Consider the following 12824-nt stretch of genomic DNA (forward strand, 5'->3'; position numbering starts at 1 on the left):
TCACGGCTCGAAGCGCAGCACCTGCGGGTCGTGGTCGCTGATCTGGTCGTGGAACTCCGCGTTGATGTGCACGCTGTCGTACGCGAAGTCGCCGGACCGCCGCACGGACCGGCTGACCAGGATCTGGTCCAGCACCTGCTGGTTGCCCTGGTAGTCGTAGCTGTACCGCTCCTTTTTGGGCAGCGACTTGATCGCCGACCACAGCTCGCCGTCACCCTCGAGGATCTTCGCGGTGTCGGAGAACTCGAAGTCGTTCATGTCGCCGAGCGCGATCACCTCCGCGTTCCGCTGCGCCTTCAGCAGATCCTTGACGAACGCGTTGACCAGCGTCGCCTGCTGGTGGCGCTGGACCTCCGAGCTGCGCACCACCGGCTGGTACTGCGCGTGCAGCGCCTGGTCGCCGCCCTTGGAGTTCAGGTGGTTGGCGATCACGAAGACCGTCTGTCCCCGGAAGACGAACTCGCCCACCAGCGGTTTGCGGCTGGCCTTCCAGGCCGTGTTCGCCGGGTCGATCCGGCCCGGCGACACCGTCAGCCGCGCCTTGCCGAGCACCTTCTCCACCCCGACGGCCGTGGTCGCGTCGCCGCCCGCGCGGTCGGTGAACGACACCCGCTGCGGGTTGAACAGGAACACCTGGCGGATGTTGCCGCCCGGCTCGCCGCCGTCGGTGTCGTTCGCCGGGTCGATCGAACGCCACTCGTACGCCGGACCGCCCGCCGCGACGATCGCGTCGATCAGCTTGGTCACGGTGACGTTCGCGGCGGTCGTCCCGTCGTCCTTCGCGCCGGTGTTGTCCTGGATCTCCTCCAGGGACACGATGTCGGGCGAGCGCAGGTTGTTCACGATCGCGGAGGCATGGGCCGCGAACGTGGTGTCGGACGGGTCGAGGTTCTCGACGTTGTACGTCGCGACCGCGAGCTCGCGCGTCTTCTGCTTCTGGGTCGTCTCCCGCTGAAGCCCGCCGCTCTTGAGCCTGCCGAGCGCGTTCGCGACCAGGGTGTAGCCGCCGAACTGGTTGTAGTCCAGCGGGCCCGCGGTCGTGCCGGTCAGGGTGTCGCCGACGTTCGCCGCCGGGAAGTCGGCCGTCGCGCCCAGCGACTGGATCTGGAGCCGGCCGGTGTTCTGCGAGGTGTAGGAGCGGTACAGCGTGCCGCCGCGCCGGCTGGCGTTCTCGTGCGGCTTCACCGTGACCCACAGCTCGCTGTACGGGTCGGTGGCCGTGACCACACGGGCGTCCGCGACCTGGACGTTCATGCCCTCCAGGGACTCGTAGTAGTCCAGGGCGTACTTCTTCGGCTCCAGGGGGAGCGCGTTGATCGAGTTGTTCGCGGCGCTGTCGCCGGCCGGGGTGTACGCGGCCGGGACCGACCGCGCGCGGATCACCGTGGCGGCCGGGACGGCATTGCCGCCGGAGACCACGGTCACCGCCGGCTTGACGATCTCGGTGACGGACTGGTTCCCGGACGACGTGCCGCCCGGGACGTACTCGGAGACCGTGCCGTTCACGCTGACCGAGTCGCCGACCGCGACCCTCGGGACGGAGCTGGTGAAGACGAAGACGCCCTCGCTGGTGGCCGGATCGGCGTCCGGGGTCGGATCCTGGATCCAGAAGCCTCGGGAGGAACCGTAGGTGCGCACGCCGGTGACGATTCCGGTCACCCCCGTGACGGCCTGGCCGGCGTACGGCGAGATCCGGGTCGTGCCCTGGATGTCATGGATCGCCACCGCGTCGGCGTGCGCGGGGGAGGTGAGGGCGACGGTGGACGCCGCGGAACAGACGGCGGCGACGGTGAGCGCGGCGAGGCGCGCGGACTTCTTGCTCGGCAACGGGATCCCTCCGGGGACATACGTGGGTGCCGGGACGAGGGTGGAGCGGAAGCGCGTGGAACGCGTGCAGAAATGAGTGAACAGTCGTTCCCCCGACTTCTACGCGCGTCAATCTCCTGCTTGATCAGGCCAGTTGTCAAGGATTGAGCCATGTATGAGTCCCGGCGGGGAGATGAACCGGACGTGATGGGTGGAAATCCCTCTAGGCTGAACGCCTGAGTGGTACGACGCCCTAGGAGACCCAGCCGATGTCAGACAGCTCCCCCCTGCCGCCCGTACGGCTGCACCCCGAAGCGGAGCTGGCGCGCGACGCGCTGTCCACGCCGTTGCTCTCCCGGGCCGTCCGGCTCGCCCGCTGGGCCGGCCCCGGCACCCGCGTCGACGCCGGGGGCCGGCTGACCGAGGAACTGCTGCCGGCCGCCGCCGAGGAGCTCGGGCTGACCGGCGACGACGCGGCCGCCGACGTCGCGGACGCCTGGCGGATCGCCCTCGACATCGGCCTGCTGGAGGTCGTCGACGAGCAGGCCGACACCGTCACACCCGGCGAGGACCTCGCCCTGCTGACCGGCGGCTCCCCGCACGACGTGCTCGGCGTCTGGCTCGGCGCGCTGGAGTCGGTGATCGCCGACGCGGCCGTGCCCGACCTCGACGGACTGATCGACGCCATGGACGAGGGCGGCGCCGTCGACTTCTCCAAGCTGGACTGGGACCCCGAGGGCGAGGCCGCCTTCCTCGACGGCGTACTCGGCAACCTCTATCTCCTCACCGCCAGCGAGGACGGCCCCGGCGACGGGCCCGTCCCGCTGCCCGCGCTCGCCGCCTCCATGATCGTCCCCGGGGACATGGGCGAGCCCACCAACGACATGCTGGAGCAGGTCTCCGACGCGATGATGCGCCTCGACGAGCAGTTCCGGCTCCTGGAGCCGATCGGTCTCGTCACCTACCGGCCGGTGGACGAGGCGCTCATGAGCGACACGGACGAGGAGAGCGCCGGGACGCCCGTCGACGAGACGGACGTCTCCCGCTACGGCATGGTCCGCCTCACCCCGCTCGGCCTGTACGGGCTGCGCGCGCGTCTGCTGGAGTCCGGCTTCGCGGCGCCGTCCGTCGGCGACCTCTCCGACAAGGGCGCCGACGTCCTCCTCGACGGCAGCGCCGGGTACGGTCCGCGGGCCGCCCGCGCCGAGACGGAACAGTGGCTGGAGCGGCGCGAACCCCTCGACGCCGCACGCGAACTGCTCGCCGCCGCCCGGGGCACCGACCCCGGCGCGCCGCTGCGCCGGCTCCGCTGCCAGGAGGCGCTCTCCCTCGTCGGCGCCCACGCCGAACCGGCCGTGCGCGAGGTCCTCGACGACCCCGAACTGGGCGGACTCGCCCGGGTCTGGCTGAGTGAGCTGGGCGCGACCGATGTCCCCGCGCCCTCCGAGGACCTCGTCTTCTGGCTCACCATCGACACCGTCGCCGCGCAGCTCGCCGCCGAGGGCAACTCCGAGGAGCTCCAGGCCCTCGTCGAGGGCCTTGCCGCCCAGCACAGCGGCTTCTTCGCGGCGGCCTGGCGCGTCGACCACCCGGCGACCCCGGACGTCCTGGAGGCGATGGGCCGCCTGCACCCGGACAAGCGCATCGCGAAGGAGGCCCGCAAGGCGGCCTTCAAGGCGCGATCCCACCAGAACGGCTGACTCCTGGACGGGCGCCCGGACACGACCGACGCGGTGGTGGTGGCGGGGGAGTGGGGGGGGGTGCCCGTGCCGGGCGGTGACTGGCGGGTCCGGCCTCGGTGCTGCTCGGTGGTCGTCGCGGGAGTGGCCTGCCCTCGTGTCTTGCGGCGGTCGGCGGCGGGTCGCGGGCGAGAATGGCCGGGTCCCCGGGCCCACGCCACCCACCTCTCCGCCACCCACCTCTCCGCCACCCACCTCTCCGCCACCCACCTCTCCGCCACCCACCTCTCCGCCACCCGCTTCTCTGCCGCCCGCTTCTCCGTCGCCTGCCTTTCCGTGCCCCGCTTCTCCGCCGCCCGACGTTCGGCGCCGCGCTTGTCCGTGCCGCCTCGCTTCTCCGTCGCCCGTCTTTCCGCGATCCGCTTATCCGCGCCCCGCCTCTCCGCTGCCCAGCTCCCCGCGCCCCGCCTCCCCCCACCCCGCCTCCCCTTCTCCGGTCGGTCGCCGCCCCCGCAGCGGTGCTCTTTTGGCTTTCCTGGCCGGATCCGTACGGATTCATGGAACCGGGTCCCCGTCCGCCGCGCGCCGTTCAACTCCCGTTCACGCATGGGCGAAACGGTGTCGCCCGAACGAGGTCCGCCACCCTCCACGGCACGTCCACCGTCTCAGGAGACTTCATGTCGCTCACCCGCAGGGACTTCGCCAGAAACTCCGCGCTCACCGGTGCCGGGGTGGCACTGGCGGGCACTGTCGGCGCCCTCGCCACCGCGCCGAACGCCCTCGCCGCCACGGAGACCGAGAGCGCGACGGAGGAGTCCGCGGCCGCACACGGCGGCGTCGGCTACGGGGCCCTCGTCCCCGACCCCGCCGGCATCCTCGCGCTGCCCGCCGGGTTTAAGTACCGGATCATCACGTACAGCGGCAGGACCAAGCTGGAGTCCGGCGAGTTCACCCCCTCCAACCACGACGGCACCTCCACCTTCGACGGCCCGCGCGGCGCGACCCTGCTGGTCAACAACCACGAGCTCAAGGGCCCGCGCGCCAAGTGGAAGTACCCCGTCCCGCTCACCGAGGGCCTGGTCTACGACCCCGCCGCCTCCGGTGGCTGCACGGTCGTCGAGGTCCGCCCCGGCGGCAAGGTCGCCGAGTGGGTCGGCATCGCCGGCACCTCGACCAACTGCGCGGGCGGCAACACCCCCTGGGGCACCTGGCTGACCTGCGAGGAGACCGAGGACAAGGCCGGCCAGAACGGTATGACCAAGGATCACGGCTATGTGTTCGAGGTCGACCCCGAGGACCGGCGCGCCAACCTGGACCCCAAGCCGATCAAGGCGCTGGGCCGATACGCCCACGAGGCCGTCGTCGTCGACCCCAAGCGCGGCCACCTCTACCTCACCGAGGACGCGGCCGGCCCCAACGGGCTCCTGTACCGCTGGACGCCGCCGGAGCACTTCTGCCACGGCCGCGGCAAGCTGCGCACCCTCGCCGACGACGCCGGTGTCCTCGAGGCCTTCAAGTGCTTCGACTCCGGCGGGCAGTTCGTCGACGACCTGTCCCGCGCGACGAAGATCGGCACGGTATACGGCGTCGACTGGGTCACCGTCCCCGACCGCGACGCCACGTCCACGGCCGTCCGCAAGCAGTTCACCGACGGTCAGGTCACGCGCGCCCGCAAGCTGGAGGGCATGTGGTGGGGCGACGGCGGCACGTACATCGTCTCCTCGTACGCCCGCAGCGAGAGCCCGGTCCAGCACGACGGAGCCGTCTGGTTCTACGACCCCAAGCGCCGCACCCTCACCCTGAAGGTGCTGCTCGGCGTCAACCCGGACCCGGACGTGGACGGCACCTTCGACGGCCCGGACAACATCACGGTCTCGCCGTACGGCGGACTGGTCATCGCCGAGGACGGCGAGGGCATCCAGCACCTCTTCGGCGCCACCGACAGCGGCCGCACCTACCCGATCGCCCGCAACGAACTCAACATCGGCACCGAGGAGGAGCCGGAGTACAGCGAGTTCACCGGCGTCACCTTCTCCCCTGACGGCAAGACCCTTTTCGCCAACATCCAGGAGCCCGGCATCATGCTCGCGATCACCGGCCCGTGGAAGCGCCAGAAGCGCGGCTGAGCGACCCGCACCCCCGACCGGACCACGGCCCGCACTCCCACCCGGGGTGCGGGCCGCCGCCATGTGTGCGACATCCCGTGGCGTCCTGGTTCGGCCGACCGCTGCGGGAGAGGGAGCCACCCGCTGCCGACGCGTAGTGCGGGAAGGTACTGCGGGCGTCGCGAGCGAGCTCGCCCCGACCGCCCGGAACCAACCCAAGGGGCCGCACCCGTGAATCAAGCGCCCCGGCCGGCGGCGCGGGCTGAACGCGGGCTTCATCGAGGAGAACCTGGCCCTGCTCGATCCCTCCCTCCGCACCCTTGCCCGTGTCCCGGACTGACATCTAACATTTCAGTTCATGGAGGCCGTACCCCGCACCCTGCTCAGGGACCGCGCCTATGCCGCGATCCGGGACGCCATCGTGACCGGGGCCATCGAGCCCGGCGCGGTGGTGCGGGACGCCGATCTCGCCGAGCGGCTCGGGCTGTCCCGGGGACCCGTACGGGAGGCGTTCGCCCGGCTGGTGGACGAGGGGCTGCTGGAGAGCAAGCCACAGAGCTACACCCGGGTGACGCCCGTGGTCGCCTCCGACGTACGGGACGCGGCGGCGGTGGTCGGCGCCATGCACGAGCTGGCGACCAGGACCGCGGTGCCGCGCCTGTTCGCCGCGGACGTCGAGGCGATGCGCGCGGCCAACGAGCGGTTCGCGGCCGCCGTACGGGACGGCGACGTGGACGCGGCCCTGCGCGCCGACGACGACCTGCACGACGTCCTGGTCCGGGCCGCCGGCAACCGCGCCGCCGCCGCGACCGTGGCCCGCTACACCCCCCTGATCCGCCGGCTGGAGCGACGGCGCTTCGGCGAGGGCGGCACCTGCCGCTCGGCCGGGCTGCACGGACGGCTGATCGGGGCCTGCGCCGACGGTGACGTGGACGAGGCGGTCCGGATCACCGCGGAGATCTGGCGCACCCTGGCCGACCTGGCCGACACCGAATGAGCCAAGGAGGCTCCATGCCCGAGAAGTCCCTCTCCTCGTACGAGCGTTACCCCCTCCTCTTCGGCCCCTCGCCCGTCCATCCGCTGGAGCGGCTCACCGCCCACCTCGGCGGCGCCGCCCTGTGGGCCAAGCGGGAGGACTGCAACTCCGGCATCGCGTACGGCGGCAACAAGACCCGCAAGCTGGAGTACCTGGTCGCCGACGCCCTCGCGCAGGGCTGCGACACCCTCGTCTCGATCGGCGGGGTGCAGTCCAACCACACCCGCCAGGTCGCCGCCGTCGCCGCCCGCGCCGGGCTGAAGTGCGTGCTGGTGCAGGAGAGCTGGGTGGAGTGGCCGGACGCCGTGTACGACAAGGTCGGCAACATCCTGATCAGCCGGCTGGCCGGGGCCGACGTACGGCTGGTGCGGGCCGGGTTCGGGATCGGCTTCAAGGAGAGCTGGGAACTGGCGCTGCGCGAGGTCGAGGAGTCGGGCGGCAAGCCGTACGCCATCCCGGCCGGCGCCTCCGACCATCCGCTCGGCGGACTGGGCTTCGCCGGCTGGGCCTACGAAGTGGCCGAGCAGGAGCGGGAGTCGGGCGTCTTCTTCGACACCGTGATCGTGTGCTCGGTGACCGGCTCCACCCAGGCCGGCATGGTCGCCGGGTTCGCCGCCCTGGAGGAGGCCGGCGGCCGGCCGCGCCGGGTGATCGGGATCGACGCCTCGGCCAAGCCCACCGAGACCCGCGAGCAGATCGCCCGTATCGCCCACCGCACCGGACAGCTCATCGGCGTGCGGAGCGAGGTGACGGTCGACGACATCGAGCTCGACGAGCGGTACCACGCGGGCATCTACGGCGTCCCCGACGACACCACCCTGGAGGCGATGCGCCTCGCCGCCCGCACCGAGGGCATGGTCACCGACCCCGTCTACGAGGGCAAGTCGATGGCCGGTCTGATCGACCTGGTCGGCCGCGGCGAGATCGGCGCCGACTCCACCGTGCTGTACGCACACCTGGGCGGCCAGCCGGCGCTGAACGCCTACAGCGCGCTGTTCTGACCGGCGGTCGGGGCGCTTCCGCGTGCCCTGATCGCGCGGGCCGCCGGGAGGAGCGCGGCCTGCGCGATCAGGGCGGCCTCGCCGAGGGCGGTGCTCCCCGTCTGGTGCCCCCGCGCGAAGTGGTGGAGCATGCGGGCAGCACGCCACGGCCCGCGGAACGTGCTCGATAACATACGGAGAGGGCCCCCGGTTCGCGAGGAGTAACTGGATGACGCAGGTCAGACCCATGCGCGCGGACGCTCGCCGCAACTACGAGCGGTTGCTGAAGGCGGCGGCCGGGGCCTTCGCCGAGCATGGGGAGGGGGCGTCCCTGGACGACATCGCCAAGCGGGCCGGGGTCGGCTCCGGCACGCTGTACCGGCATTTCCCCACGCGGCAGGCGCTGCTGGAGGCCGCGTACGTCGACCGGATCGAGGCGCTCGCGGCGCGGGCCGACGAGCTGGCGGAGGCGCTGCCGCCGGGGGAGGCGCTGGTGGAGTGGCTCAACGAGCTGTGCGTGGGCACGATCGAGGTGCGCGGGATGAAGGCGCTGCTGGGCTCCGCCGTCACCGACGGGAGCGGGGCCGCGGTGACGGACTGCGGGACGAGCATGAAGGGGGCGGCGACCCGCCTGGTGTCGGCCGCGCAGGAGGCCGGGGCGCTGCGGGGCGATCTCGAACCGATCGACGTCCTGCGGCTGGCCCACGGCGTGGCCACGGCGTCGGAACTGGCGAAGGGCGAGCGGGCGGTGATCCGCCGGTACGTCGGACTGCTGGTGGAGGGGCTGGGGGCCTAGCCCCCGCGGGCCGCGGCGAACCGCGCGGCCGGCCCCTCGCCACCTGCGTGCGGCCGGCGGACCGCTACAGCGCCTGTGCCGCCGGCTTGACCATGTTGCGCACGGTCCTGGCCTTCACGAAGTCGCCCATCGCCGTCATGTCCCACTCGCCGGAGAACTGGCGGATCAGCTTGGCCATCATCACACCGGTCTGGGGTTCGGCGTGGGTGAGGTCGAAGCGGACGAGTTCCTCGCCGGTGACGGCGTCCAGGAGCCGGCAGTAGGCCTTGGCCACCTCGGTGAAGTTCTGGCCGGAGAACGAGTTGACGGTGAAGACCAGCCCGGTGACCTCCTGCGGGAGCCGGCCGAGGTCCACGGCGATCACCTCGTCGTCGCCCCCGCCCTCACCCGTGAGGTTGTCACCGGAGTGCTTGATCGCGCCGTTGATGATGGACAGTTTGCCGAAGTAGCAGCTGTCGATGTGGTTGCGCTGGGGGCCGAACGCGATCACGGACGCGTCGAGGTCGATGTCCGCGCCCCGGAAGGCGGGCTCCCAGCCGAGCCCCATCTTGATCTGCGAGAGCAGCGGCCGGCCGGCCTTGACCAGGGACACGGTCTGGTTCTTCTGGAGGCTGACCCGGCCCTTGTCCAGGTTGATCTTGCCGGTGCCGGGCGCGGGCGGGGCGGGTGGCGGCGGGGTCTGCGGCATCGGCGGGACGGCCGACGCCACCGCGGCGGGCGCGGGCGGGGCGGGCGCCACCGGGGCCGGGGCGACGGGCGCCGCGGCGGCCGGCTCCTCCACCGTCACGCCGAAGTCGGTGGCGATGCCCGCCAGCCCGTTGGCGTAGCCCTGTCCCACGGCCCGGGCCTTCCAGGCGCCGTTGCGCAGGTAGATCTCCACGACCACCAGCGCCGTCTCGGTGCCGAGCTGCGGCGGGGTGAAGGTGGCGAGGACGCTGTTGTCGTCCGCGTTGCGGATGGTGGCGGTCGGTTCGATGCCCTGGAAGGTCTGACCCGCGGCGTCCGGGCTCGCCGTGACGACGATCTTCTCGATGCCCGGCGGCACCGCGGCCGTGTCGACCGTGATCGCGTCCGGTGCCGTACCGCCGCCGGAGCGGTACGTCACGCCGGGGCCGGAGGGCTGGTTGTAGAAGATGAAGTCGTCGTCGGAGCGCACCTTGCCGTCGCCGGTGAGCAGCAGGCCCGACACGTCGAGCCGCACCGGGGCGGCGACGTCCACCGCCACCCGGGAGGCGGGGAGAGGGATGTTCGAGCCAGGGGTCATAGCTGTCATGCCGGGTAGAACGAACGAACCCGCTTTACCGTTCCCTTACCGTTCCCGGGGGGATCAGTACGGCCAGATCGGCGGGTCGCTCACGAAGTGGCCGCCCAGGTAGGCGTGCGCGATGTTCTCCGGGTCCAGCTCGCCCTGTTCGGCGATCAGCTTCTCGGCGTACGGCTCGGAGTCGTCCTGCGGCTCGTAGCCGAGCGCCCGCGCTGAGCCGAGGTCCCACCACAGGCGGGTGTTGGCCGAGGAGCCGTAGACGACCGTGTGGCCGACGTCCTCGGCGGTGAGGGCCGCGTGGAAGAGGCGGGCGCAGTCGGCCGGGCTCATCCAGACCGACAGCATGCGCACGCTGGTGGGCTCGCCGAAGCAGGAACCGATGCGCACCGACACCGTCTCCAGGCCGTGCTTGTCCCAGTAGAGCTGGGCGAGGTCCTCGCCGAAGGACTTGGACAGACCGTAGAAGGTGTCCGGGCGGCGCGGGGTGTCGACGGGGATCAGCGGGTCGTCGCCCCGGGGGCGGGGGGTGAAGCCGACGGCGTGGTTGGAGGAGGCGAAGACGATCCGGGGGACGCCCTCCTCGCGGGCGGCCTCGTACAGGTTGTAGGTCCCCTCGATGTTGGCCTTGAGGATCTTCTCGAAGGGGGCCTCCAGGGAGATGCCCGCGAGATGGATGATCGCGTCGACGCCCCGGACGGCCTCCCGCAGGGCCTCCCGGTCGGCGAGGTCGGCGACGATCGCGTCCGGCTCGCCCTCGATCGGGCGCAGGTCCAGCAGGCGCAGTGTGTAGCCGTGGGCGGGGAGCAGGTCCCGCATCAGGGTGCCGAGGCCCCCGGCGGCTCCGGTGAGCAGGACGGTGCGGGGACTGGGCATCCTCGGTTCTCCTTGAGTCTTGAGTCGCAGGCTGTCCACGGTATTCACATGCTTGGACAAGTTAAGGATCACCGTCTTGCCCGGTCAAGGGTGGCGTGACGTGTGTTCATAAACATAAACTCCCATCAGAAGCATGCACAGCTCGGGCGCTCACCACCGGCGACCACGCCACCGTCCACCGTCTGCTCGACGGCTTCTCCACGCCGTCTCCCTCGCCAAGGCGGGCGTCCGGCTCGGCGGCCTCGATGTCGGCGAAGTCCGCCCGCCGCTGAGCGAACCGGACGATGATCACGTCAAGCAGTCGCGCGGCTGATCGAGTGCGGCCACGCGCTCCTGGAGGAGGAGAACAGGTGAAGGCGTCGACGTTCGTCTACCCCTGGGACGTCAACGGCGATCCCGCGGCCCCCGCCCGGATCGCCTCCCTCGGCGTGGAGCAGGTGACCCTGGCCGCCGCCTACCACTCCACCCGCGCCCTCACCCCCCGCCACCCGCGCCACCGTATCGTCACCGCCGAGCACGCGGCCGTCCTGTACCCGGCGGACGCCCGCTGGGAGGGGCGGGAGCTGCGCCCGTACCCGGCCGGCGACTGGGCGCCCGGCGACGCCTACGGCCGGGCCGCCGAGGCCCTCGCGGCCGCCGGCCTGGAGGTGCACAGCTGGGTGGTGCTCGCGCACAACTCCCGGCTGGGCGCCGACCGCCCGGACACCTCCGTCGTCAACGCCTACGGCGACCGCTACCCCTGGGCGCCGTGCATCGCCCAGCCCGCCACGCGCGCGTACCTCGTCGACCTCGCGGCCGAGGCCGCCGTCCGCCCCGGCGCGCGCGGCACCGAGCTGGAGTCCCTCGGCTGGTACGGCCTCCAGCATCTGCACGCCCACGACAAGACCGGCGGGGTCGGCCTCGGTGACGCCGGCCAGTACCTGATGGCGCTCTGCTTCTGCCCCGCCTGCCGGACCGGCTACGGCGAGCAGGGCCTGGACGCCGACGCGCTCGCCGCCGCCGTGCGCGAGGCGCTGGAGCCGCTGTGGCGCGGGGCGCCGGACGACGGAGGCTGGGCGGGCGTCGAGAAGCTGCTGGGGGAGGAGACGGCGGCAGCCACGCGCGCGTGGCGCGACGGCACCGCCCGCACGCTCCAGGAGAGCGCGGTCGCCGCCGTCCGCGCGGCCGCCCCCGAGGGCTTCCAGGTGCTGCTGCATGCCGACCCGGTGACCCACCACGTGGGCGCCAACGCCGGTGTCGACCCCGGGCACGTCCTCTCCGTCGCGGACGGTGTCGTGGTGCCGTGCGCGGGCGGGCCGGGCCTGTTGACCCCCTTCGCCGTGCGGGGCCGCGCGGACGCCGTGATCGCCGCGAACCTCGGCATCGTCTCCGGGATGGGCGGCAGCCCCGGCACGCTCACCGAGGACACGGCACGCGCGCGTGAGCTGGGGGCGACGGAGATCCGGCTGTACCACGCGGGCCTGGCCTCGGACGCCGACCTGACCGCCGTACAGGAGGCACTGGCGGCCCGCTGACCACCGGGGGCGCCGACCGGCGGCGGGCCGGGCCGCGATGAGTTCTCGCGCCCCGTCCGGTCCACCCTCCATGACCCACACGACCCACACGAAAACGACCACCACGAAAACCACCGACGCGACCACGACCGACGCGGCGACGACCGGCACCCCGACCGGCCTCCTCGACCTCGGCCCCCAGACCCGGATCGTGGCCCGTCTCGCGGCGGCCGTCCGGGACGAGCAGCTCACGGACGGCACACCCTGCCCCGCGTACCCCGTGGGCACCCTGCTCGGGCATCTGGCCGGGCTCGCCGCCGCCTTCCGGGACGCCGCGCGCAAGGACCTGGGGGCCACCACCGACACTCCGCCGACCGACTCCGTGCCCCGGCTCGCTCCCGGCTGGCGCACCGAGCTGCCCCGGGTGCTCGACGAACTGGCCGAGGCCTGGCGGGACCCCGCCGCCTGGACCGGGACGACCCGCGCGGGTGGCATCGACCTGCCCGGCGCGGTCGCCGGAGCCGTCGCCGCCGACGAGCTGGTGATCCACGGCTGGGACCTCGCCCGGGCCACCGGCCAGGAGTACACCCCCGACCCGGCCGCGCTGGAGGCGACGTACGCCTTCCTGTGCGCCGCCGCCGACGATCCGAGCCGCGGGGGCGGGATCTTCGGGCCCGTGGTGCCCGTACCGGAGGACGCGTCCCTGCTGGACCGGGCGGTCGGCCTGAGCGGACGGGACCCGGGCCGGCCGCGGGGGTGACCGCCGAGAGAGGCCCCGGCGGGCCGCAGGGG

At 72.6% G+C, this 12824-nt stretch carries 11 protein-coding genes and 1 pseudogene; 8 read left to right on the forward strand and 4 right to left on the reverse strand.

Annotation, left to right across the window (positions count from 1 at the left end; all coding sequences use genetic code 11):
* Positions 1-1827 (reverse strand): endonuclease/exonuclease/phosphatase family protein, encoded by a 1827-nt coding sequence (locus tag AQJ58_RS37100; RefSeq protein ID WP_067258606.1) that lies wholly within the window; start codon positions 1825-1827, stop codon positions 1-3.
* A gap of 248 nt (positions 1828-2075) precedes the next feature.
* On the opposite strand from AQJ58_RS37100, the gene AQJ58_RS37105 reads away from it, so the two are divergent.
* The 4 genes from AQJ58_RS37105 (at position 2076) to AQJ58_RS37120 (ending at position 7627) form a co-directional block, all read left to right on the forward strand.
* The gene (locus AQJ58_RS37105) at positions 2076-3506 is read left to right on the forward strand and encodes a hypothetical protein (RefSeq protein ID WP_067258608.1); all 1431 of its coding nucleotides are present in this window, start codon (positions 2076-2078) and stop codon (positions 3504-3506) included.
* A 656-nt stretch (positions 3507-4162) separates the two neighbouring features.
* Entirely contained in the window at positions 4163-5611 is a 1449-nt protein-coding gene (locus AQJ58_RS37110; RefSeq protein ID WP_067258612.1) for an alkaline phosphatase PhoX, read from the forward strand.
* A gap of 337 nt (positions 5612-5948) precedes the next feature.
* On the forward strand, positions 5949-6587 hold the full coding sequence (locus AQJ58_RS37115) for a GntR family transcriptional regulator (RefSeq protein WP_067258614.1): 639 nt from the start codon (positions 5949-5951) through the stop codon (positions 6585-6587).
* A gap of 14 nt (positions 6588-6601) precedes the next feature.
* Positions 6602-7627, forward strand: coding sequence for a 1-aminocyclopropane-1-carboxylate deaminase (locus AQJ58_RS37120; RefSeq protein WP_067258616.1), 1026 nt, complete (start codon positions 6602-6604; stop codon positions 7625-7627).
* Here the strand turns inward: AQJ58_RS37120 and AQJ58_RS43620 are convergent.
* The gene (locus AQJ58_RS43620; RefSeq protein WP_159056385.1) at positions 7609-7758 is read right to left on the reverse strand and encodes a hypothetical protein; all 150 of its coding nucleotides are present in this window, start codon (positions 7756-7758) and stop codon (positions 7609-7611) included. The two genes, AQJ58_RS37120 and AQJ58_RS43620, sit on opposite strands and share 19 nt — an antisense overlap.
* 77 nt (positions 7759-7835) lie before the next feature.
* Here AQJ58_RS43620 and AQJ58_RS37125 point away from each other — a divergent pair, with 77 nt between their 5' ends.
* A complete protein-coding gene (locus AQJ58_RS37125; RefSeq protein ID WP_067258619.1) occupies positions 7836-8402 on the forward strand; it encodes a TetR/AcrR family transcriptional regulator in 567 nt (188 codons plus the stop codon).
* Positions 8403-8466: 64 nt separating this feature from the next.
* On the opposite strand, the gene AQJ58_RS37130 is transcribed toward AQJ58_RS37125, so the two are convergent.
* Complete coding sequence (locus tag AQJ58_RS37130; RefSeq protein WP_067258621.1) at positions 8467-9666, reverse strand: TerD family protein; 1200 nt, start codon at positions 9664-9666, stop codon at positions 8467-8469.
* A 63-nt stretch (positions 9667-9729) separates the two neighbouring features.
* Entirely contained in the window at positions 9730-10539 is an 810-nt protein-coding gene (locus tag AQJ58_RS37135) for an NAD-dependent epimerase/dehydratase family protein (protein WP_067258623.1), read from the reverse strand.
* A 143-nt stretch (positions 10540-10682) separates the two neighbouring features.
* Here AQJ58_RS37135 and AQJ58_RS45145 point away from each other — a divergent pair.
* The 3 genes and pseudogenes from AQJ58_RS45145 to AQJ58_RS37145 all read left to right on the forward strand — a co-directional run.
* Positions 10683-10893, forward strand: a pseudogene (locus AQJ58_RS45145) (5-dehydro-4-deoxyglucarate dehydratase); the annotation flags it as partial.
* Positions 10890-12053 carry a hypothetical protein gene (locus tag AQJ58_RS37140; RefSeq protein WP_067258626.1) on the forward strand — a complete coding sequence of 388 codons (1164 nt, stop codon included), beginning with the start codon at positions 10890-10892 and terminating at the stop codon, positions 12051-12053. The pseudogene AQJ58_RS45145 and the gene AQJ58_RS37140, both read left to right, overlap by 4 nt.
* A 70-nt stretch (positions 12054-12123) precedes the next feature.
* The gene (locus AQJ58_RS37145; protein ID WP_079079465.1) at positions 12124-12792 is read left to right on the forward strand and encodes a TIGR03086 family metal-binding protein; all 669 of its coding nucleotides are present in this window, start codon (positions 12124-12126) and stop codon (positions 12790-12792) included.
* Positions 12793-12824: the final 32 nt, after the last annotated feature.

The sequence above is a fragment of the Streptomyces sp. DSM 15324 genome (assembly GCF_001514285.1).
Taxonomy (GTDB): Bacteria; Actinomycetota; Actinomycetes; order Streptomycetales; family Streptomycetaceae; genus Streptomyces.

What these genes read in the sequence shown, in the direction of transcription:
- AQJ58_RS43620 (WP_159056385.1), bottom strand. Translation starts at nt 7,758, where the DNA reads ATGCTCCACCACTTCGCGCGGGGGCACCAGACGGGGAGCACCGCCCTC.
- AQJ58_RS37115 (WP_067258614.1), top strand. Translation starts at nt 5,949, where the DNA reads ATGGAGGCCGTACCCCGCACCCTGCTCAGGGACCGCGCCTATGCCGCG.
- AQJ58_RS37120 (WP_067258616.1), top strand. Translation starts at nt 6,602, where the DNA reads ATGCCCGAGAAGTCCCTCTCCTCGTACGAGCGTTACCCCCTCCTCTTC.
- AQJ58_RS37130 (WP_067258621.1), bottom strand. Translation starts at nt 9,666, where the DNA reads ATGACCCCTGGCTCGAACATCCCTCTCCCCGCCTCCCGGGTGGCGGTG.
- AQJ58_RS37125 (WP_067258619.1), top strand. Translation starts at nt 7,836, where the DNA reads ATGACGCAGGTCAGACCCATGCGCGCGGACGCTCGCCGCAACTACGAG.
- AQJ58_RS37145 (WP_079079465.1), top strand. Translation starts at nt 12,124, where the DNA reads ATGACCCACACGACCCACACGAAAACGACCACCACGAAAACCACCGAC.
- AQJ58_RS37110 (WP_067258612.1), top strand. Translation starts at nt 4,163, where the DNA reads ATGTCGCTCACCCGCAGGGACTTCGCCAGAAACTCCGCGCTCACCGGT.
- AQJ58_RS37105 (WP_067258608.1), top strand. Translation starts at nt 2,076, where the DNA reads ATGTCAGACAGCTCCCCCCTGCCGCCCGTACGGCTGCACCCCGAAGCG.
- AQJ58_RS37135 (WP_067258623.1), bottom strand. Translation starts at nt 10,539, where the DNA reads ATGCCCAGTCCCCGCACCGTCCTGCTCACCGGAGCCGCCGGGGGCCTC.